The sequence below is a fragment of the Bacillus sp. FSL K6-3176 genome (genome assembly GCF_038003325.1).
Classification (GTDB): domain Bacteria; phylum Bacillota; class Bacilli; order Bacillales; family Bacillaceae; genus Bacillus; species Bacillus altitudinis.
Window position 1 is genome coordinate 1,191,359 of sequence record NZ_JBBOOX010000001.1, and the last position, 20,768, is coordinate 1,212,126.

At 36.2% G+C, this 20,768-nt stretch carries 27 protein-coding genes and 1 pseudogene; 21 read left to right on the forward strand and 7 right to left on the reverse strand.

The window, feature by feature from the left end; all coding sequences use genetic code 11:
• The first annotated feature begins 2 nt into the window (after window positions 1–2).
• The 13 genes from MHB38_RS06135 (at window position 3) to MHB38_RS06195 (ending at window position 9,139) form a co-directional block, all read left to right on the forward strand.
• Complete coding sequence (locus MHB38_RS06135; protein ID WP_341002874.1) at window positions 3–1,100, forward strand: XkdQ/YqbQ family protein; 1,098 nt, start codon at window positions 3–5, stop codon at window positions 1,098–1,100.
• Window positions 1,097–1,378, forward strand: coding sequence for a DUF2577 family protein (locus MHB38_RS06140; RefSeq protein ID WP_212049104.1), 282 nt, complete (start codon window positions 1,097–1,099; stop codon window positions 1,376–1,378). Before MHB38_RS06135 ends, MHB38_RS06140 begins: the two co-directional genes overlap by 4 nt.
• The gene (locus MHB38_RS06145) at window positions 1,378–1,806 is read left to right on the forward strand and encodes a DUF2634 domain-containing protein (protein WP_341004283.1); all 429 of its coding nucleotides are present in this window, start codon (window positions 1,378–1,380) and stop codon (window positions 1,804–1,806) included. The genes MHB38_RS06140 and MHB38_RS06145 overlap by 1 nt, the downstream gene beginning before the upstream one ends.
• Window positions 1,799–2,845, forward strand: a complete 1,047-nt coding sequence (locus tag MHB38_RS06150) for a baseplate J/gp47 family protein (RefSeq protein ID WP_341002882.1) — start codon at window positions 1,799–1,801, stop codon at window positions 2,843–2,845. The genes MHB38_RS06145 and MHB38_RS06150 overlap by 8 nt, the downstream gene beginning before the upstream one ends.
• Window positions 2,832–3,755: a YmfQ family protein gene (locus MHB38_RS06155; RefSeq protein ID WP_341002884.1), complete on the forward strand. Its 924-nt coding sequence runs from the start codon at window positions 2,832–2,834 to the stop codon at window positions 3,753–3,755. Before MHB38_RS06150 ends, MHB38_RS06155 begins: the two co-directional genes overlap by 14 nt.
• Before the next feature lie 12 nt (window positions 3,756–3,767).
• Entirely contained in the window at window positions 3,768–4,151 is a 384-nt protein-coding gene (locus MHB38_RS06160; protein WP_046343271.1) for a phage tail-collar fiber domain-containing protein, read from the forward strand.
• Window positions 4,152–4,168: 17 nt separating this feature from the next.
• Window positions 4,169–5,299, forward strand: a complete 1,131-nt coding sequence (locus MHB38_RS06165) for a hypothetical protein (RefSeq protein WP_341002888.1) — start codon at window positions 4,169–4,171, stop codon at window positions 5,297–5,299.
• A 5-nt stretch (window positions 5,300–5,304) separates the two neighbouring features.
• Window positions 5,305–5,679, forward strand: coding sequence for a hypothetical protein (locus MHB38_RS06170; RefSeq protein ID WP_216099062.1), 375 nt, complete (start codon window positions 5,305–5,307; stop codon window positions 5,677–5,679).
• Window positions 5,676–5,819, forward strand: a complete 144-nt coding sequence (locus tag MHB38_RS06175; protein ID WP_041506910.1) for an XkdX family protein — start codon at window positions 5,676–5,678, stop codon at window positions 5,817–5,819. The genes MHB38_RS06170 and MHB38_RS06175 overlap by 4 nt, the downstream gene beginning before the upstream one ends.
• Window positions 5,820–5,879: 60 nt before the next feature.
• Window positions 5,880–6,092 (forward strand): BhlA/UviB family holin-like peptide, encoded by a 213-nt coding sequence (locus MHB38_RS06180; RefSeq protein WP_025092921.1) that lies wholly within the window; start codon window positions 5,880–5,882, stop codon window positions 6,090–6,092.
• Window positions 6,093–6,107: 15 nt separating this feature from the next.
• Window positions 6,108–6,371 carry a phage holin gene (locus MHB38_RS06185; RefSeq protein WP_046343279.1) on the forward strand — a complete coding sequence of 88 codons (264 nt, stop codon included), beginning with the start codon at window positions 6,108–6,110 and terminating at the stop codon, window positions 6,369–6,371.
• Window positions 6,372–6,429: 58 nt separating this feature from the next.
• Complete coding sequence (locus MHB38_RS06190; protein ID WP_341002893.1) at window positions 6,430–7,242, forward strand: peptidoglycan recognition protein family protein; 813 nt, start codon at window positions 6,430–6,432, stop codon at window positions 7,240–7,242.
• A gap of 292 nt (window positions 7,243–7,534) precedes the next feature.
• Complete coding sequence (locus MHB38_RS06195; RefSeq protein WP_341002895.1) at window positions 7,535–9,139, forward strand: SIR2 family protein; 1,605 nt, start codon at window positions 7,535–7,537, stop codon at window positions 9,137–9,139.
• Window positions 9,140–9,350: 211 nt separating this feature from the next.
• Here the strand turns inward: MHB38_RS06195 and MHB38_RS06200 are convergent, their stop codons facing one another.
• A complete protein-coding gene (locus MHB38_RS06200; protein WP_341002897.1) occupies window positions 9,351–9,539 on the reverse strand; it encodes a BlaI/MecI/CopY family transcriptional regulator in 189 nt (62 codons plus the stop codon).
• A gap of 80 nt (window positions 9,540–9,619) precedes the next feature.
• Here MHB38_RS06200 and MHB38_RS06205 point away from each other — a divergent pair, with 80 nt between their 5' ends.
• Window positions 9,620–10,459 (forward strand): SMI1/KNR4 family protein, encoded by an 840-nt coding sequence (locus MHB38_RS06205; RefSeq protein WP_341002899.1) that lies wholly within the window; start codon window positions 9,620–9,622, stop codon window positions 10,457–10,459.
• A gap of 276 nt (window positions 10,460–10,735) precedes the next feature.
• Here MHB38_RS06205 and MHB38_RS06210 read toward each other — a convergent pair whose 3' ends face one another.
• Window positions 10,736–11,650, reverse strand: coding sequence for an HNH endonuclease (locus tag MHB38_RS06210; protein ID WP_341002901.1), 915 nt, complete (start codon window positions 11,648–11,650; stop codon window positions 10,736–10,738).
• A 3-nt stretch (window positions 11,651–11,653) separates the two neighbouring features.
• On the reverse strand, window positions 11,654–13,090 hold the full coding sequence (locus MHB38_RS06215; protein ID WP_341002903.1) for an AAA family ATPase: 1,437 nt from the start codon (window positions 13,088–13,090) through the stop codon (window positions 11,654–11,656).
• Window positions 13,091–13,351: 261 nt separating this feature from the next.
• On the opposite strand from MHB38_RS06215, the gene MHB38_RS06220 reads away from it, so the two are divergent.
• Window positions 13,352–13,519 carry a hypothetical protein gene (locus MHB38_RS06220; protein ID WP_182489103.1) on the forward strand — a complete coding sequence of 56 codons (168 nt, stop codon included), beginning with the start codon at window positions 13,352–13,354 and terminating at the stop codon, window positions 13,517–13,519.
• A gap of 411 nt (window positions 13,520–13,930) precedes the next feature.
• Here MHB38_RS06220 and MHB38_RS06225 read toward each other — a convergent pair whose 3' ends face one another.
• Entirely contained in the window at window positions 13,931–14,107 is a 177-nt protein-coding gene (locus MHB38_RS06225; RefSeq protein WP_080770808.1) for a hypothetical protein, read from the reverse strand.
• A gap of 23 nt (window positions 14,108–14,130) precedes the next feature.
• A complete protein-coding gene (locus MHB38_RS06230; RefSeq protein WP_255201842.1) occupies window positions 14,131–14,265 on the reverse strand; it encodes a hypothetical protein in 135 nt (44 codons plus the stop codon).
• Between the two features lie 485 nt (window positions 14,266–14,750).
• Here MHB38_RS06230 and MHB38_RS06235 point away from each other — a divergent pair, with 485 nt between their 5' ends.
• The 5 genes and pseudogenes from MHB38_RS06235 to MHB38_RS06255 all read left to right on the forward strand — a co-directional run.
• The gene (locus tag MHB38_RS06235) at window positions 14,751–15,365 is read left to right on the forward strand and encodes a hypothetical protein (RefSeq protein WP_052006297.1); all 615 of its coding nucleotides are present in this window, start codon (window positions 14,751–14,753) and stop codon (window positions 15,363–15,365) included.
• A gap of 155 nt (window positions 15,366–15,520) precedes the next feature.
• Window positions 15,521–15,976, forward strand: a complete 456-nt coding sequence (locus MHB38_RS06240; RefSeq protein WP_008348394.1) for a hypothetical protein — start codon at window positions 15,521–15,523, stop codon at window positions 15,974–15,976.
• Window positions 15,977–16,130: 154 nt separating this feature from the next.
• Entirely contained in the window at window positions 16,131–16,634 is a 504-nt protein-coding gene (locus tag MHB38_RS06245) for a hypothetical protein (protein WP_035700353.1), read from the forward strand.
• Window positions 16,635–16,707: 73 nt separating this feature from the next.
• Window positions 16,708–17,109: a hypothetical protein gene (locus tag MHB38_RS06250; protein ID WP_144610184.1), complete on the forward strand. Its 402-nt coding sequence runs from the start codon at window positions 16,708–16,710 to the stop codon at window positions 17,107–17,109.
• 184 nt (window positions 17,110–17,293) lie between these two features.
• Window positions 17,294–18,526 (forward strand): annotated as a pseudogene (locus MHB38_RS06255) (PBSX family phage terminase large subunit); the annotation flags it as partial.
• 168 nt (window positions 18,527–18,694) lie between these two features.
• On the opposite strand, the gene MHB38_RS06260 reads toward MHB38_RS06255, so the two are convergent.
• Entirely contained in the window at window positions 18,695–19,018 is a 324-nt protein-coding gene (locus MHB38_RS06260; RefSeq protein WP_008348386.1) for a hypothetical protein, read from the reverse strand.
• 21 nt (window positions 19,019–19,039) lie between these two features.
• On the reverse strand, window positions 19,040–19,585 hold the full coding sequence (locus MHB38_RS06265; RefSeq protein WP_008348384.1) for a hypothetical protein: 546 nt from the start codon (window positions 19,583–19,585) through the stop codon (window positions 19,040–19,042).
• Between the two features lie 807 nt (window positions 19,586–20,392).
• On the opposite strand from MHB38_RS06265, the gene MHB38_RS06270 reads away from it, so the two are divergent.
• Window positions 20,393–20,614, forward strand: a complete 222-nt coding sequence (locus MHB38_RS06270; RefSeq protein ID WP_017359646.1) for a hypothetical protein — start codon at window positions 20,393–20,395, stop codon at window positions 20,612–20,614.
• The last annotated feature ends 154 nt before the right edge of the window (window positions 20,615–20,768 follow it).

Below are 20,768 nucleotides of genomic sequence, written 5' to 3' on the forward strand. Positions count from 1 at the left end.
GATTGATAGAACTCTTTGTAGTGCGGAGCGGGACCATGTATGAGCTGGTGACAGAGAGCGTCACGCTTCGTGGTCAAAGGTATCAAGCTCCCCGATCAATACAAGCAAATATCGTGACAAAACAGGGTTCTCAAAAGTATTACAGCATCAAAGAGGGTGACACTGTTCTTTTCAAGTGGAAAGGAAAAGAACTTTTTCGAGGAACAGTCTTTGCAAGAACGCCCAAAGATGAAAAGATCACTTTTACTGCTTACGACATGCTTCAGTATTTGGTGAAGAACCAGGATGTCTATGTCTTTTCCAATAAGAGAGCTGATCAGATAATGAAGCGGCTTGGTCAAGATTTTCAGATCCCGATGATGTCGATTGCTAATACTGGTCATGTCATTAAATCACTTGTATTCAAAAACGATACAAGCCTTTATGACATCATCCTGCAGGCGTTGAAAGAAACAAAAAAGCAAACAGGACGTAACTATCAAATCTATTCTGCTAAAGGAAAGATGGGGCTGAGAGCGTGGCCTGATCCGTCCGAAGTATGGGTCATTGAATCAGGCGTGAATCTCATTGATTATCAGTACAGCACCTCGATTGAGGAAACAGCTACACGTGTAAAGATGAGAGCGACACATGTGGAAAAAATTAAGGTGCTGAAGAAGGAAAAAAAGAAATCTAAGACTACTGACAAAGATAAAGAAAAAGATAAGAAAACGACCAAACCTACCAAGCCGAAAACTGTTACGCAAAAGAAAGAGATTGAGATGTTGGCTGTGGCGAATGATAGTGCTGCTAGAAGTAAATACGGCATCCTGCAGCACGTCGAAAGAGTGTCAGGGGAAATCAATCAGGCACAGCTGCAAAAGAGGGCTGATGTTCGTCTCTCACAGAAAAAGGGCGTGAAAAAAGAACTCAAAAGTATTCAAGCTCTAGGTATTCCTGGATTACAAAGCGGCATGCCTGTCCGGATCATCATTCCGGATATCGGCATCAAAAAAACGTACTGGATCGATCAAGACAGTCATGAATTTAAAGGAACCAAACACACCATGACGATCGATGTCGTTGAGAAAAATTCCATCCCAACGGGGAACCAATCATGAAACTAAGTGAGGCAATTAAGCGATTGGCCGTCAATGCTGTTGATGCACAATCACCAATGGAATTGATACTTGGTGATGTTGTCTCCGTTTCCCCTCTTAATGTCAGGCTGAACGAAAATGACAAACTTATCATTCCGGAAGATCTGTTAATGTGGCCAGCTCGATTGGACGAAGATGAAGATGATGCACTCGAAGAAGGCGATAGTGTCATGGTCATTGCGATGACAGGTGGCCAGATATTTTACATCTTAGATAAAGTAGTAGGAGGTGGTTCATGATGGCTCTTTCACCTGAAGAAGAGATTGAGGATTTGGATGAGGACGAAGAGGATATTGTTGAATCTTCGACCACCTACCGTATCGACTTCGAGTCAGGACGTCTAACCAATGAAAAGATCAATGGTCTTGATGCCGTTCGCCAGTTCGTCTATATGGCTTTGCGAACGGAACGATATTCACATGCTGTTTATAGCCATGATGTAGGATGCGAAGTGCAGGAAGCTGTGTCTGATGAAGAATCAACGGACGAATACAAGGAAATGGAGATCCCACGGCTCATTGAAGAAGCTCTTTTAGTAGATGAAAGAATCGAAAGTGTTCAAGACTTTGAGATCACTAAAGAGGGTGCAGCCTTTAAGGTGGTCTTTGATGTTGTGACAGATGAAGGGACCTTGGAGATCGAGGAGGTGATTGGCGAAGATGTTTGAAGATCAGTCTTATGAAGCCATCATGGAGCGAATGCTGGAACGTATACCCGATGATATTGATAAACGTGAAAACAGCGTGATATGGAATGCGTTGGCCCCTGCAGCTGCCGAACTTGCTCAATCTTATATATGGCTAGATCAGGTATTCGATCTTGTCTTTGCAGATACAGCGCAGGGGGAATTTTTAGATCGACGAGCAGCAGAAGTGGGGATCACTCGTAAAGCGGCCACAAGTGCTGTATGGTCCATTGAAGTCTCACCTGAAGGTATCAGAATACCAACGGAATCAAGGTTTTATATCGACAATTTGTACTTCCAGTATCAATTTGACGGCACGCTGAAGTGTGAAACAACTGGTGCTGTAGGCAATGGGAATTTTGCAGAGCTGCCGCTCCTATCACTCGATAACATACCAGGTTTAGAATCAGTCATTTTCGAGGAGCTGAAAATACCTGGTCAAGAGGAAGAAGACGATGAAGCTCTTTATGAACGGTACTTGATGAGGGCAAGACGTGAAGCTGTCAGTGCCAACAAAGCACACTATAAAAAGTGGGCTGAAGAAGTTGAAGGAGTTGGCAGGGCGAAGGTGTTCCCGCTTTGGAATGGTGAAGGTACAGTGAAAGTTGTCATCACAGATGGTAATTTTGATGTTGCGACGGATCTGCTTGTCAATAAGGTGCAGGAGTACATTGATCCGGCTCCAGGCGAAGGAGAAGGCCAAGCACCAATCGGGGCAACTGCCACTGTTGAAAGCGCCAAGTGGAAAGATGTAGAGGTGTCTGTATCTGTGGAGCTTAAAATGGATTACTCCATTGAAGATGCACAACAAGAGATTGAAGAGAAGGTCAAAGCGCTTCTAAAATCACTTGCCTTTGAAGAAAATGTGATTAGAATGTCAGCGATCAATGACATTTTATATCATGCGGATAGTGTCTCTGATTATGCGGATGTCTTGATAAACGGCGAACCCAAAAACTTGCCCCTCCAAGACATTGAGATTCCGCGTCTAGGGCAGGTGATCGTCAATGAGCAAGTATGATGATATGAAGGCCTATTTACCTTCCTATCTAACGGAGATCACTGAATTTGATGAATTAATGAAATCCGAAGCCCCTGAGATGGAAAGGCTAGATGATTCTATTTTTGATATGACTGATCAGCTTTTTCCGATCACAGCAACATGGGGATTGGATCGATGGGAAAGAATGCTGAAGGTGCAGCGTGAGTCAGGTGACTCGATTGAATTGAGAAGGGCACGTGTATTGAATCTCATGTCAAACATTCCACCGATCACGTATGCATCACTAGAAAGAGCAGTGAACCGGTTCTTGAAGAAACCTAGCGCAGTGGTTCGTCTAACGACAGGCCGCTATCATTTCTCCCTTCGTGTTAATTTGGATGACCTGCAGAACACCAGATACATTGTGGAGACGCTTGAAAACTTAAAGCCTGCACACTTGGCTTACAAATTCACAAGCGTTCATCATACTGATGTTCATGAAATCAAAGATTATCATAATCGGCTCACACTGCGCAGCAGAGTGGGCTTCTTTGATCACATTCCGATCCTACTCAATGGAGAGTTTTTACTGAATGGAACTTTTTATTTGAGCGGATCGCGCAATTCTACTGACATTCCTGTTCGGTTTAGGCAGTCTTTAAAATTGGCCATGAAGCTCAAAAAAGAAAAGCAAGTTCTTGGACGGACAAGATATGTCTTGGTAGGAGCCAAACATGAAACGAATCAACAAGCTGCTCTTACGCTTCGATCACGCTTCAATCATGTTAGGAAAGAAAAAAAGAAAATGACATTCCGCATGGCTGCACATGTATCAAATGAGCAAAGCGGAAGTGTAATCATTAAGCAGAAATATTGGACGCTTGATGGATCGGTACCGCTCGACGGTTCAAAATATCTAGCTGCCACGTCCAAACAAATAGATTTATAAAGGAGGATCATTATGGCTGATCAATTAACCGTTACAACGCTTTATGCTCGCCAACAAATGGCGAAGGCTAGAGCAGAGGGAACAAGGCTAACTAAAGTGGTCAAGATGGCTTTCGGAAAAGGTGGAACGAAAGACGGAAAACCAATCTCTCTGGATGGAACAGAACAAGAGTTAAAGAGTGAACTTGTTCAAAAGGACATTGATTCATATGAGTTTATGGAGCCGGCAAAAATCCGGTACACGTGCACCATCGCTGAAGGAGAGCTTGCTGGGGAAATCATCAATGAATTGGCTCTTGTTGATGAAGATGGAAAGTTTACGGCGATCCGCACCATGACAGACAAGCAAAAAGATGGTGACATTGAATTCATCTTTGAGATTGATGATATTTACTAGGAAAGGAGTGCTCATCGATGGATATTAAATCTCCTAAAGTGTTTGAAACAAGTGACAAGGCTCATGCGGATCTGTTCAATGACATGGTTAAAGTGTTGCTTGAAAATGATACTGGACTGTTAGATCAACTTGGTGGCCATATTGGCGATACTAAGCCGCATGCATCTGAATCGGAAAAAAAGAAATGGAATGAATCGCAGATATATAAGATCACAGCTGATGACGGCAAATACTTGGTTTCTGTTCCTGCTGACAAAAATATTTTTGATGCGATCAAGGACAAGGGAACCTGTACTTTTATCGCTTCTCCAGGTGTAGAAGATTCCCCAGCGCCCAGCAATGCCTATTTGAGAGGTATTCAGACGGTGGGACAAAACAACATCGGAACCGGTTTTGCGGTAGACACATCAGGTAATGCCTATTACTTCTACTATAATTCTAGCCATATATCTATCACTTGGACGAGGCTGCCGACAATAGCTGAACAAGATACATGGAACAATGGCCAACTCTATAAATTGACGCAAGATTCAGGTGAACGTAAACCGCTCCCCAAAGTATTAAACGGAACAGATGTCTTATCATTGCCTCCTGGCCGTTATTATGCAGCTGGTCAATACCTTACAAACATGCCGACTATAAACGACTCAGGTTGGTTCAATATTGATGTTGAAGCTGCTGTAACTAGAAAAGACATCCATGTATGCAGGAGTTTCGATAATTCACATTGGGTCGGAACTGTCCATACAGAGGGGGATTTTACAGGTTGGAAACGTGTTCTTACTGACGCAGATGCAAAGATCAATTGGAAGTATCCTACGATCGGCAACGGTTGGAAAACATATCAGTCTGAGGTCAATAATGATTATCGGGTACGTGTTGCAAAGGATGCGCTTGGAACTGTTACTGTTAAGGGAGCAATTGCCGGAGGGACATTAGGTGATGTACCTGCCTTTACGTTACCAGAAGGATGTGAACCAGTTGCTCCATTCTATAATCTTGGAGTCGCTTCAAGTACCGGTGGTTTTAAAGGACCTCAATATAGTAGACAATATATCGCTACAGATGGACGTTTCTGCATACAAAGCACAAGCAGCAATACTGAGTTTATTGTTGTGAATTGTATGTTTAAGGCAAAGGAGGGATAAATCATATGAAGCCAATATACGCGTACGATGAGGAATTTAAGTATATACCTGGTGGAGATAAAGAAATACCCGATGATGCTGAAATTCCAGAGGGTTTTACAGATGTTCAACCGCAAGAAGGGTTGTACATCGCAAAATACAATCCTTCAAGTAAGACATGGAGTGAGTCGGCAACCCAAGAATACATTGATAGCTTACAAACAGAGCAACCGCCGTATGATATTGAGTTACTAAAGCAGCAAAATGCGGTCTTAACTAAACAATTGACTGAACTGTCAAAGGAAGCAGCTGCAGCCAAACTGCGCGAAGCACAAATGGCGAAACAATTGGCCCAACTCATGACTGAGATTCAGGAGTTGAAGGGTGGTGAAAAATCATGATATATCCAACAGTTGCAGATATAAAGCAGTTTTGGGAGTGGAAGTGTTACGGTCCTGAAGACATTGCCTTTTATGTAGAAATCGGTTGGATTAACAAAGAAGACTATCAAGAAATAACGGGAGAACAGTACGAAGCCTAGAGGGGCTTTTTATTTTGCCTTCTTTAAGGGGGTGATCAAGTGAGGGAGTAGGTGAGTATGGTGGAAATGGATTTGGCTCAATATTTGATGACACAAGGACCATTTGCGGTTCTTTTTTGTTGGGTTCTGTTTTATGTTCTCAACACGACAAAAGAAAGAGAAAACAAGCTCAATGAGCAAATTGAGGCACAAAATGAAGTCTTAGCAAAGTTTAGTGAGAAGTATGACGTGGTGATCGATAAACTCGATAAAATTGAACGGAATTTAAAATAGTAGGAGGAAACAATTATGAAAAACTTCGACAAAGGCACTGTGATCCGTACAGTGCTTCTTTTTATGGCATTAATCAACCAAACTTTAATTCTATTTGGCAAGCCAATCTTGCCGATCAGTGAGGACCAAGTCACTTCGTTGGCTGAGACATTGTACCTTGCCTTCTCAATGGTCTTTACGTTAGTAACAACTCTTGTCGCATGGTTCAAAAACAACTATGTGACAAGTCGAGGGAAAGCCCAAAAAGAAGCGCTGCAACAAAAAGGATTAACGAAGTAAGGAGCTGCCATGAGGTGGCTCTTTTTATGTTTAATAGACCAAAAAGGAGACGATGAACGTGGTAAAAATCATTAAAGATTATATTCCGAAAAGCAACAAGAACCGTCCTGGCAACTACATGAAGCCTTTATATATTACGGTCCACAATACTGCTAATACTAAAAAAGGAGCAGACGCAGCTAATCACGCTAGTTTTGTTAAGCGATCTAGCACGGGGGTAAGCTGGCACTTTACTGTGGATGAAAATTGTATCTATCAGCATTTGCCGCTAAACGAAAACGGTTGGCATGCGGGAGATGGTCGGGGAACCGGCAATATGAGATCAATTGGTATCGAAATTTGTGAGAATGCTGATGGGGACTTTGAAAAGGCAGTTGAGAACGCCCAATGGCTAATTCGTCAGCTGATGACTGAGCAAGGCATTCCATTGGCCAACGTTGTGCCACATAAGAGATGGAGCGGCAAAGAATGCCCACGAAAGTTGCTTAATCGCTGGGACAGCTTCAAAGCGGGTATTGCAACCGCTCATACAAGTAACAAGGCAACAGCGAAGCCTGTGGAAGCAACACCTGTCAAAAATACACCATCCAAGCCAAAAGCGAGTAAGCCTAAAAAATCGTTTAACTTGCCATCTGGCATTATTAAAGTAACCAAGCCTTTGACAAAGGGCGCTGGAGTAAAAGCATTGCAGGAGGCACTGGCTGCTGTATATTTCTATCCTGAAAAGGGAGCCAAAAACAATGGAATAGACGGCTACTATGGGCCAAAAACAGCAAATGCGGTCAAACGATTCCAATTGATGCATGGACTCACAGCAGACGGCATCTATGGTCCAAAGACTAAAGCAGTTCTTGAAAAATCATTGAAATAAGTAAAAGCCCTGTCTATTATGGGATAGGGTTTTTTTTAAGGGGAAGTTGGTTATAAGGCTCATGATAAATTAGTGCGTTTTCTTTTCCTGTTTATGCGTGGGCTTGTTTCTGATGGGAATTATGGAACAGAAACAGAAAGGAAAATAAAGAGTCTCTTAAAAAATTAAACGGTACTTTACTGATTAGAATACCTACTTATTTCATTATTTTGATATTTTATGTATAATTTATCCTAATGACTAATTTATATCGAATCATTTGTTATTAATGATTAAAAGGGGCGACAAAAAAATGGGTGTATTGAGGAACTTGGAGGAAAACAATGAATATCCAATAATATTTATAGGATCAGGTATGTCAAAAAGATATTTAGAAAATTTCCCCAGTTGGGATGAACTATTAAAAGAATATTGGGAAAAATTGAATGAGAATTTGAATTTTTACGGATACCTTAGTAAAATAAGCCGTGAAATTGAAAAGGAACATCAAAATATTTCTAAAGATGAACTAACTTATTTAACAAATATAAGAGCGGCTCAGGAGATAGAAACTCAATTTAACGAATTGTTTATGGAAGAAAAAATTAAAGTGCCAAATTTAGATGTTCAAACTGCATATCAAGATAAAATCTCTCCATTTAAAAAATCTATTGCTGAAAAGTTTAAAACATATCAATTTAAGGAAGACTGTCAATCTGAAATAGAACTATTCACACAATTCATAAGAAAAGCTCAAATTATTGTTACAACTAATTATGACACATTTATAGAAGATATTTTTAATTATGAATATGACGGAAAAATAACCACATATGTTGGGCACCGAGGTTTTTTTGACCAAACAGAAGGATGGTCAGAATTATTTAAAATTCATGGAAGTGTTGAAGATCCAAACTCTATTGTGATTACTAAGAGTGACTATGATCTTTATGATAAGAAGTCAATTTTGATAAGTGCTAAATTAATTGCTGCTTTAGTTCAATCTCCAATTATTTTTTTAGGCTATTCATTAACAGATGTAAATGTTCAAAATATGATATCAGACTTTGCTTCACAACTTCCAAAAGAAGACTCCAGAAAATCAGCTCAACGTATAATAATTGTTGAAAGAGACGAAGGCAATGAATCGATTCTTGAAGAAAAATTAAGTGATCATAATAAAGGGTGGCACTATACACTATTAAAAACTGATAATTTCAAAAAATTGTTTGAAGAATTGACAAAGGTTAATCAAGGGTTATCGCCATACCATGTTCGGAAATATCATCAGGTAATAAAAAAGCTTGTTGTCGATAAAGGTAAAAAGGGTTCATTAGATGCTGTACTTTTATCTCCACAGGAACTAGATGCGATTGAAGACAAAATAGATACTGGAAAACCGATAGTTTTGGCTTTAGGAGACAAGGCTCATATTTATAAGATGCCCAATGCAATATCTTACATGAACGATTATGTCTTCGGTAAACAGGAGATAATGACTGATGTAGCTTTAAGGTATGTTGCTTCTCAATCATCACATTCCAGAATACCTTTTGCCAAATACGTCAAGGATGTTGATTTAGAAAAAGTTGATATTACAACAGAAGAAAAGGAAAAGATTTTACAAAGAATACAAAACCATGGTTCTCTAGAGGAAATGCAAAATAGTATAAGCAGATTTAATAGGCAGAATTATAACAATATCGGCGATATTCTTAATGAAGAGTTCAATAATTCAAGAAAAATCGATTTAGTTGTTTATAATATTGATAATTTTAGAGATGAAGAAATTGAAGCTTATGTTAAAGAACAAATTGAGCAAAATTTTGCGACTTCCACCAATCAAATGGAAAAGACATCACTGCGACGTTTGGCAGCAGCATATGATTTGAAATTATATGGGGACTTGAAGATATAAGGCAAAATTCCAAATTCAAACAATTCTATTATATTACAATTCAAGAATATTAGATGATGATGAAGTGACGGAAGACCGTCTGTATGAGCTTTATAAAATAGACGTCAATGAAATTCTCGGCATCTTTGAGGATCCTGAAGATTAAGATAAAGGGGCAACTTCTGACTTGGAAGTTGCTCTTTTTAGTGTAGCAGACAGTAGTTAGCTGATACTAAAACCGCCATTCTCTTTTCTCTTTATCCCATTTCAATTCTTCTTTTTCCAGAAGTTTTTTGACTGCTTTCCTAACAGTCTTCTCGTCTTTACCTGTTTTTCTTTTCAGATCATCAATTGTTGGATTCTTACGGAAGCGGCTCATATTATAAATAATTCGATAAATCTTTCTCTCGAGATCAGACATACAATCACCACCAAAAACAGTTTGATAGAATATAAGTTCGCAAAAGAATTTTGTTAAATGACACTAGGAGGAAATAAACTTTGAAATCTTTTTGGGAAATAGACGAAGAAGGTTACTATACGTTAAAAAAGATCACTGCAGAAGAAGTAGCTAAGGCTGAAAAGAAACTTGGTGTCACTTTGCCAGATACATATAAAAAGCTCATATTAGAGCAGAATGGTGGTAATACCATTCATAATGCTTTTCCAACCACTCACTCTAATTCATGGGCTGAGGATCATATTCAATTTAATCACCTGCTGGGAATTGCTGAAGATGAAGGGATTATGGATAGTGCCTACTTAATAAAAGAGTGGGAGCTGCCAGAAGGGCTTGTTTTGATTAACGGGGATGGCCATACTTGGGTAGCTATGGATTATAGAAAAACGAAAGAGAATCCTGCAATTCATTATTTTGATGTTGAGATGGAAGAAGATTTTAAATTAGCAGATTCCTTTGATGAATTCATTGAGGGGCTTTATACAGTTGAGTACACTGTTGATGAAGAAGCAGCAGAAGGTGAAAATGAACTTTCTGAAGTTCATTTAAGCAAAGAAGAACTTGAAGCCATATTTGAATTGGACGTCCTTGATGAAGGTAATCTGTATAAAATTCAGTATTACCCGATGGTTGATTTGAAAGAAATTGAATGGTTATTTAAAAAGATGCAATATCACATTGAAAATACAAAAGATGAAGATGTGCTTTATCAAGTAGCTGATACGATTCTCTGCATTTTCTTATTAAATCAAAATATGCCGATCAACGAAAAAATTAGTGAGATTCTGCATCAAATAGCTAAATTTTTAGAAAAAAATGATGACCCACTTTTAGTGAATCTCGGAGAAAATATTGCTATGGAAACAAGTTTCCTTTATTAAGGAACTGCTAGACTTAGTTAAGAGAATATTGCATTGCTTTAGAGGACAATACTAATACCGACAATAACAAAAGATATATACAAACAAGTACTATTGTAAAAAATTATTTGATTATTTACAAATATTAAAAGGTGAAAAAGAGAGGCAATTGTCTCTCTTTTAGTTTAAGTGAAAAATAGATGTCCTGATTTTCTGGAATATTATAAATTCTTGTTCAATAAAACCGCTGTTTAAAACTCTTTTATTAAGGTAACACAAGAGTAATCATTAGAATGTTTATTTCTTCATATAAAATTCTTCTAATCTTGGAAGAGCAAATTCAGCAAACCATTCAGATTGTTTAAGTGCTAAAAATAATTTTGTTTGCCACGAATTTAAATTTACATATTTATTTGTTAGGTAGTTATCATTTAAAAAATCTTTTGCTTTGTTCGTAGGATTAGAATTATACTCTCTAATTAGAGAAGTCAATCTTCTGGTGAATTCTCTAGCGGCATTATCAGCATATAGTTTACCTAACTCTAACAAGTTAAATTGATAATTTATTCGTGAACGTAAGGTGTAGTCTGTTATTGAATCAGAGACCTCATATGTGAAGTTTACAGGTAACGTATCTTCAATTACTCTACAATTCAACCAATCGATCTCATCTAAGTCATCGAAATAAGGATGTATCAGCATTTCATTTTCATCAAGGCTCTGTTTATCAAGCTTTTCTTTATTACAATCTGAGCAGCAAGGTAATAAATTTATTGGTGTTATTGCGAACAGCATGTATTTTGATTTGGGGAGAAAATGATCAACTGTTTTTACTTCTCTTTGTGAACAATAAGGACATAGGTTGTAATCCGAATTTGCAAGAATAGATTCATATACTTCTCGACCAATTTTTTTTGAAAAGGGCCTATCAACAAAATATTCTTCATAAACCTTCTTCATTTCTGAAGTACTAATATTATGTTCTACCCCTTTTTCCATCTCAGGAAGATTAATACTATCTATAGGATTGATTTGATGAAGAGACTTAGTAGAGGCCAAGTTAAAATATGAATTTTCAGCTTCAACGAATCTTTCTTTTGCTGCAATTAATCGATTCGTAAGAAAATTGTTTTTAGTATTGTTATGTCGGTCTACTAAAAGTTCTTCGAAATAATCTTCAATTTTAAATTTAGGCAAATTCAATTTATACATTGATTAATCCTCTAATTCTAATTCATTTAAATATGTTCTAATTATTGACTTAGCTTCAATACTAAGTTCATTATTAAAGGCATCAAGAACGGTTTCGTAGTTTCTAAGTTCTTCAACTTTTTTCCTCAATAGTGTATGGAATCCTGTTTTAGGAATTTCTAAACCAAATACTTCCTCAGTTAAAACTGCAACGTTCTCTCCAAATGTTTCAAACCGAGGTTTCTGAATTGCTATATTACTTCCAAATTTTCTTATAATCGATACACATGATCTAGGAACCTCTTGTAATACAACCGGTGAGTGAGTTGCTAAAATTGCTACTGCATTATGAGTTGTTGTAATATCAGATATTGCACGAACAAAAGCGGATAGTAGTGGGGGATGAAGATGTGTTTCGGGCTCATCAATAATGATTAAGGTTTTCTCAACTACTAACTCTACAATTTTTGCCATAGACAACAAAATAATTTGATGCCCAGAACTCAAAGTGCTAAATACCCTACTAAACTCTGTATTTTGAATATCAGTATTAAGGGGATCATTATACACTGAAGATGAAAAATCACTTAATAACTCATTAAAGCCGATGCTATCTAAATTATAATCTGCGCGCAAAATATTAAAAACTTTCTCAAAGATATAGTACCTTTTCTTTGAAAAAATATTACATATTGATTTATTAAACTCTCTTTTTAAATCTTCTTGTGACTTTGTTTTTAACCCATCTTTAGCCCCGACATAATAATAATCTTTGCGAATATCATCAGTAGAATTATGTTTATCAAAAATGCTAAAAGATATATAAATTGCATTTGAAAAATCTTCATTTAGTTCTTCATTTAAATAACCTGAAACGATTCCTTTAAGGGTTGTGGTTTTACCAGAACCATTAGTACCAATAATTGTATGAATATTAGTAGGGGGGAGAGATTCAGGAATAACTTCAAATTTAAAAGAGTCTTGGATGCCTGGAATATTAAAATTAAAATTAAATTCAGTTAGAGTAGATCCCCCATGTGCAATCCTTCTATATTGATTATTTACTGTTTTTATGTTTGTTTCTCTTAACAATGATTTTATTACAACTTTTTCATTAATTACTTGCTTACATATCTGTTCATTGTATGCAATGTCGTTTAAACCTTTTAAACATTTTATTCTTACTTCATCCCCTAAGTCGCGAAGGTTGCTATAATAATCTAAAAAACCCAATGAAAAATATTCATCACCTAACTCATAAAAATTAGTAGGTAAAGAGGTAGCCCCTGCTTCTTGACCTCTAAACCCAATTTTTAAATGACCTATTTCTGTTTCATGGTTAAGATCATCTATATAAAAAAGCTTAAATAGGGTGTAGAACCCAAAATCGTTCCAATTATCACTGACTAAATGAAATCCCTTGTTTATTCTAGATCTACCGTATGGAGTTAGCGTAAACACTATTATCTCACCTCAATTTAATAAGTAACTGTTTTACATATCATACACTAGATTTGAATTAAAATGAATTTTTGTAAATATATACAGCGCTTTTCGTTTTCTTTTATTAGCTCTAATTGAAGAGAACGTATGTTTGAATTGTTGTTTCAATTTCGTTATAATAAGAATTAGATTGACCCCTTCATGAACCTGGCTGAAACTCAGTCAGGTCTTTTTTATATCTACTGGTAAACTTGTTTTTCTTGCAGGAGGTGATTTGAGGTGAAAGTCAAAATCATTGAAGGCCCGAAAGTTGACGAGCGTCTTAATGATTGCTATCACTATTTAATTAAGTGGTGGAGGAGAGAGTTAAAACGGGATAGTAATTTACACGAGGGAATTTCTCAAGGTGTTACCAATAAAAGGGCAGAGGATGGACAGCACGATTAATGCAAAAGCTGAACTACAATGTTATTTGCAGATAAAGGTTTCTCATTAGATAAATTAAATAAAAAACAGGCCTTTAGGGGTCTGTTTTTTATGGGGACGGATTGGGGACGAACCCTTTCAGTTTTCTTCAGAAATGCACATTTTTTATCAGAAAGGCTCATCATAGAACCTTATTAAATCAGTCTTTTTCAGAGAACGTCCGTTTGCTTCGGGTGAGGTCATTCACCTTGACAGGGTAGAGGTCGCTGGTTCGAGCCCAGTCGGAATCATCGTTGAAACCCTTGTGTAGCAAGGGTTTTTTTGTTTTTATCTTTTCTCATAAAACAAAGATTTAGACTTGTGGGGCCATTGTGGGGCCATTCTTTCAAAAAAAGTTATGAAATTGATCAAATGGCCTAAAAATTATTTAAATTAATTTGCGGTTTCGCTCCGAGCTGTTTTAAATACATCGAATTTATCAGCTGTATCTTTATCAACTTTTTCTGTCACATGACTATAGGTATCAGAAAGTACCTTGAGGCTTTCATGACCAGTTCTTTTTTGTATGGCTTTCATTTGAGCTCCAGCTTCAATAAGAAGAGTAACCATTGTATGCCTTAGATCATGAAGTCTTATTTTTTTATCTCAGCTTTCTTTCTGAACTTATCCCATCGAGCAGTTGGGGTTGTATAATAAAATGGTTTTCCACTTCCGTTGTGGAATAAGAATTCAAAAGTTCCACCTTCCCAATCTTCACCAACTTTCATTTTTTCTTTCCTCCACCACAAATAATATTTCTGTAAATCTTCCATATACCATTCAGGCATTGAAACGAAACCGAAGCTGCTTTGTGCATTTCTAAACTATAGCGAAATTTTTTCTAAGATCCGTCATGCCTTCAAGGTACGGGAATAAACATATTATACACTAAAATAAGAACTTGCGTTCGTTTTTTTAAAAGTATACTTAAGCTAGAGGCTTAGTTAAAACTCTGAATTTGAGATTTGTATATTTAATTCTATAAAAATATACAATTTTTGAGTAAAATGTATAAAGGTGATTATAGTCAACAATAATTATTAGCGTTCTCTTTTAAGTAAGCATTTAAATCGCAGCTTGATGAAACTATTTTATGATACTAGGGGTGTTTCTGTTTTGAGATATTTTAAAGATAAGATTAATCAAATTTTTAAAAAAAATAAACTTTTACGTCGCAATGATAGGCATATTATTTATTATTATGATTATAACAATGCTTATCAATGTGTTTGTAGATAATACTTTGTCATATAATTTTTGGGTTTTCTCAATATATTTATTAATGTATGTATTTATCATACAATCATTATTTAAAATTAACCCCGAATATTTGAAAGTACCTAAAAATATATATGAATGGTTAGATATTCCGATTCTTTATAATAAAGATCAATTTCTAAATGAAACTAAAAAAAAGAAAATTAATAAAGAAGATCTTATGGAAAATTTAGATTACTTTCGTAAACAACTCTTAACATATACTAAACATGACTTAACTAAACTAAGGATGCTCAAAGCATATGTAAGGGCTAAAAACAGTAAGGGGAATTTTGCAACAATTATGCAAACATTAATTGCATTAATTTCAGGTCCTTTATTTGTTTTTGTTATCAGACAAGAAGCTGTTATTAACTACTTTGGTAATCCTGAAGCTAATCCACTTATGAATAGTATTATGACTTATATATTTATAACCTTATTATTTGTGTTTGTTTTGATTAACATCATTTTTTTATTTTCAGGTAATAAAACCAGATTATCTTTTATAGAGGAAATGATTGAGGTTTGTATAAAAGATATCGAAGAAGAAAATAACAAATCAGCTTGATTTGTGTATTTTTGTATGGTTTCAAAGTATTTAGATAGTGTGACAGACATGATTGTTTGAAATAGTCCAAGACGGAGAGCCTGCGGACACTGATCAACACCTTTTAGTGGTGCTGATTGGTGTCCTTTTTTTATTTCTTAGAAAGGAGTGGCACCATGAATAAAAAACAGATTGAAGGACTCATTCGCAATTATCACTGGATGACGAAAGAGGTTCAGCGACTCCAGCGTGTTTTATATGGCACCGACATTCCTATGCGCAGCTGGGGCGTTGCTCAATACGGCATCGAGGCAACCTTACCGAAAGGGAGCAAAGGAAAAAGTCAAGCTGAATTGCGTGACATGGATATGAGGGAAGAAAGATTGTTTAAACGTCTTCGTGAATTTGAAGAGCGTGTATATGCAATAGAGGCAGCAGCAAGTAAAATCGAAGGAGAAAAGAACCGTGTGGTCTATGACTGCATGATGGAAGGTATGAGTTATCGTGCCATTGGACTTCACTTGGGCCTGTCTCGTGAAAAGGTCCGTCAGATGAAAGATAATATCATCGACCAATTATGCCAATATTGCCACTTTGTGCACTTGTTGAAAGAGGAAAAATCCGTAGTGTAAAATGGAAGGCAGGACGGGGAGGCGTAATATTCACGTGTCACCACAAATTAATATATTTTCACTTCCTTGCGAGCTTGGGATTCGTTCGACAAATTTCGTAGACTCCTCAACTTTATCAATCTTATCCGATAATGATATTGAGGAGTGAGTAGAGTTGGGTAAAAAAAAGAAACACGCAAAAAAAAATAAAATACGAAGTGAAAAAATAAAAAAAATAGATGATGAAATTTACTCAAAAAAGTTAATGGAGTTAGAAGATGTCATCTACACTTACCGAAATGAGGAATTACTTTCTTATTTTTTTGAAGAGTTTAAACAAGGTAAAGCAAAGAAAGATTATATAAAAAGTGTCTCATCACTCTCTGATTTAAACATTGAATGTCTAGAATTCGCAATAGCAAGATTTACTCAAATTGATAATAATTTATCTCCTGACAGAAGGTATCTAAATGTAATTATGCCTTTATTCGTAGCATTTCTTGTAATGCTTTCTAGATTAAGTGAAGTAATAAATTTTTTTGGTATTCTCCTTACAGGCGGTACGCTTTTTTATTTTCTATTTTTCCTTAATAAGGACAGAAAGAACAGAGGTTATGCAAATGCCATGTTAATAACATTTGAGCAAGTCCACGCTAGGAAACAGAAAGAAAAAGAGTGAATTTCGTTCGACAAATTATGCGAATAGTTCCCTGTGTTCGCTTTCTGCCGATAAAAAGGTGGGAGGTGAAAAAATGGAATATGTTGAGATCTTTAAAAATCATTTTCAAAATTTCATAACGGACACAAATTATGACTATTATGAGATTATGGCTAAAGGAGTTTATGAATTTATTGAGGGAGATGAAATTAAATTTATTTATTCTAAAAACCCCTTCAATAACAATAGTGCCGAACATTATTTCTTCTTAGAATCTGGTTTACTCATTGCCAAACAAAAAGAGGAACGATTCGCTTTGGATTTCTATAAGAGTAGGATTGTTAAAAAAAATCTTACTTTTAGTGGAAGAAGAGAAGCTAATTTGACTTTTACTTTTGAGAACGGTGAAAAGATTGAATTTGATTCAAAAGATTGTAATGAAGCTCATGAATTCAACTATGCTAAATCAATTAAAGAACTTTACAAACTAATTTAAGCACCCTTCGGGGTGTTTTTTGTTCTTTGTAAACTGCTTCCGATAATTCTTTACACCAAGCATCGGCTTAAAGGTAGAGTGCGGCGGCACCAGATGCGCTTGAACATTGATAAAACAAAAGCCGAAGTCGAGAAAATGGAATTAGGTGACGTTGCTCCAGTTTACATTGTTGATGATATAGGTGATGACGATGACTAAAGTATCGGAAGTGCTGGTACCGGCATTTCGTGAGTTTTGGAGATACAGAAGAGCAAAAGAGCATCTTCATTACGTTCTAAAGGGTGGCCGTGCTTCTGGTAAATCATTCAGCGTGGGTAATGATGTGGTAACAGATATTATTGAATACCCTGTTTCCGCTCTCGTGCTGCGTAAAGTACAGAATACGCTTGTTAAATCAGTTTTCGCACAGATAAAGCAAGCAACGGTAACGCTGGGTGTCTCTCATCTATTCAAGTTTGTTCCTTCTAGGTTAGAGATCATATACAAGCCAAGAGGGAACAAGATATATTTTGCAGGTGCTGATGATCCTGAAAAGCTCAAATCAATCAAAGACGCTGATTTTCCAATCGGTGTCATGTGGATAGAAGAGCTTGCAGAATTTAAGTCAGATGAAGAAGTAAGCACCATTATGAACTCGGTTCTACGTGAAGAACTAACACACAAAATAAAGACAGAGAACCCACGTAAACGAGCAGGGAAGTTTGATTATACGTTCTATTACACTTATAACCCGCCAAAGCGTAAGCAAAATTGGGTTAACAAGAAGTATGAAACGTCATTCCCTGCTGAGAACACGTATATTCATCATTCAACATACCTAGACAACCCTCATCTATCAAAAGCGTTTTATCAATGAGGCTGAGACAACTAAAGTCAAAAATGATAAGAAGTATAGATGGGAATATCTTGGGGAAGCAATTGGAACTGGCGTTGTTCCATTCGATAACCATCATATCAAGAAAGGCAGCATAACTGATGATATGGTCCGCTCCTTTGACAATATACGTCAAGGTGTTGACTTTGGTTATGGTCCAGATCCGCTTGCTTTCGTCAGATGGCATTATGACAAGAAGCGAAGCAAAATATATGCACTTGATGAATTATATGATCACAAAGTTTCTAACAGAGAACTAGCAAAGTGGATTAAATCAAAAGCTATGAAAGCAATGAGATTACAGCCGATAGCGCTGAACCAAAAAGTATAGCCGAGCTTAAAAAGGAACACGGCATTAGAAGGGTTTCAGGAGCAAAGAAAGGCCCTGACTCGGTTCAATATGGTGAGGAATGGCTTGGTGATTTAGATGAAATAGTCATTGATCCATTGAGAACACCAAATTTAGCCCGTGAATTTGAGAACATTGATTATCAAACAGATAAAGACGGCAACCCTAAACCACGTCTTGAGGATAAGATTAATTAATTTGTCTTTTTGGCCAATATCATCAACAACTACTTTGTAATCTTCAATCTATTCCAATTTCTTTTTTCTTTCATTCACTATAAACACCTCCATGTTCAAGTATTTCTAAAGAGAGGTGCCTATATGTAATTGATGGCAATAAAAAAGACCTTCAAACCAAGGCCATTAATTGAATTTCTTTTTTAATCCATCCATCATATCTGCATCATAAAAAGATTGTAAAAGCTCGTCCACATTGATTTTTTTATCCTTCTTGCTTAGAAATTGATTGATGATCTCTTCATATTCTTCTCTAGTATTTCCTTCAATATCTGAAAGGTTTAATTCTTCACCAAAGTGTCTAATGAACGCTGTCCTTGTTATATCATATGCCTTTTTGTTTTCTTCTTCACAGGTGCAAAATGCTCCTGAGAGAGTAATGAGGAATTGAACATCTTCATCGTCTAAACCATTTGATTTTTGGAACTGAATGAATTGATTTTGTGACATATTTAGTCACCATCCTTTTATCTAAAGTATGAGTAAATCAGCAGTGAGAACGATGTATTCAACAACAAGTCCAATTGTATCAGCTACACCTGAGTCTATATGTTTTTTAAGCTCTGCAGAAACAACCTTTCGAGCCCTACCAGCTGCATTTTTTGGAGTATCAATAATTTTTTCTAATTCTTTAATGATCTTGTTTGCATTTTTGACAGTACCATTTACAGCTTCCTTTCCAAAACGTTGCTGTAAAACCCATTTTGCCCAGTCGTTATTCACTAAGCCTTTAATTACTTTTATTGCTGCCTTAATAGCCGCACCCTTAGGGCCATTTGTAGTAGCAAGTGGATCATTGTTAGCATTCTCAATAGCTTTAAATGCTTGAAGCAAGTCTTCTTGTTTTTCTAAAGGTACATCCCTTAGAGCAAGTTGTTTCTGAAGTTCAGTGGGATTGATAGTTACTACCAAATCTTCTTTCTGATCGACGTTTTCTGTTGCATATGTAGCTGTTGTTGGAACAAATACTGCTGCTGATATAAGAACTAGCAACATCTTAACAAAAAACTTTTTCATTGGAATACTTCCTTTCTAATCATTTTTCAATAGTGAGGATATCACAGAAAGGAATTGATTTTACATAAATTAGAATAAATGGGCTTTAAATCACATGCTGTTTGTCTTTGTTTAATTCGATGAGTTACTAATTTCTTACATCTTGAAAAGGGCATATTTATGCATGAAAAAACCATCTACACATCAATGTAAGTGGCTATTTGTCTATCTAATTTTTTATTTATTTGATTGAATTCATTCTTTACATCATCAATGAATTCAATAATATTGTATTCAATTTCTTTTTAGATGCAAGGTTAATTGATGAGTTACTATTTGTAACAATCATGAGCACATTAGGGCTATTCCTACTGCTCATGATCGTCATTTCTAGCTGATTAGAAAAGTGTTGGCGCACTATCTAATCTGATGGGTTGGTATGCTCTGTGATACCAGCCCATTCTAACTTAATTTAGTTTGTATTCAATAGGTCGTGCATTTTACGAGGCAAGTAAAGTTTACCTCACCTAACTAAATAGAATCAGTCTATACTCCTGGATCAATGTGTTGTCTTTAGTGATGCCATTTTTAAGGATAAGACTGTCGTGGAATGCGCTAACACACGTTAAACTTAAAAGGGTAGTGACTCAGTCGATGGTAAATGAGGATAGGATACCACTATGCTTTCCTATTTGTACATGTATCTGAAAGGCGAAAGCTGCCATTAAGTGCTGAACGAAGGATGGGTGTAACTTAAAGCTACGGTATTTTTTTCATTCTATCTAAATCCTCTGTATAATTAAGGAAATAAAATTAGGGGGATTAAAAATGAAAATACTTAGCTTTAGATATGAGGATAATAGATTCGAATTACATGCAATGTTTATGAAAGATATTTTAAGCTTGGACGATCGGGTTATTCAGTATGACATGGTAATGAAAAGTAAAGCTATACTCAAAATTGCTATAGGTACTTTCGATTGTTTAAAAATAGAGAATTTAAAGCTATTTGAAGAAACCAATTCTGTGTATTGCTCATATACGTTTTGAAAGGATAACAAGAAAACATCATTACAGTAGAGATAAATTCATACAAGCAAGTAGCTGAAGAGTATTAATTTTTGATAAATGTAACCAAGTTACTGTAATTTAATCCAAGCTAATCAGGGCTATAGAAACCTCAATATCTCTGTCGTATACTTTT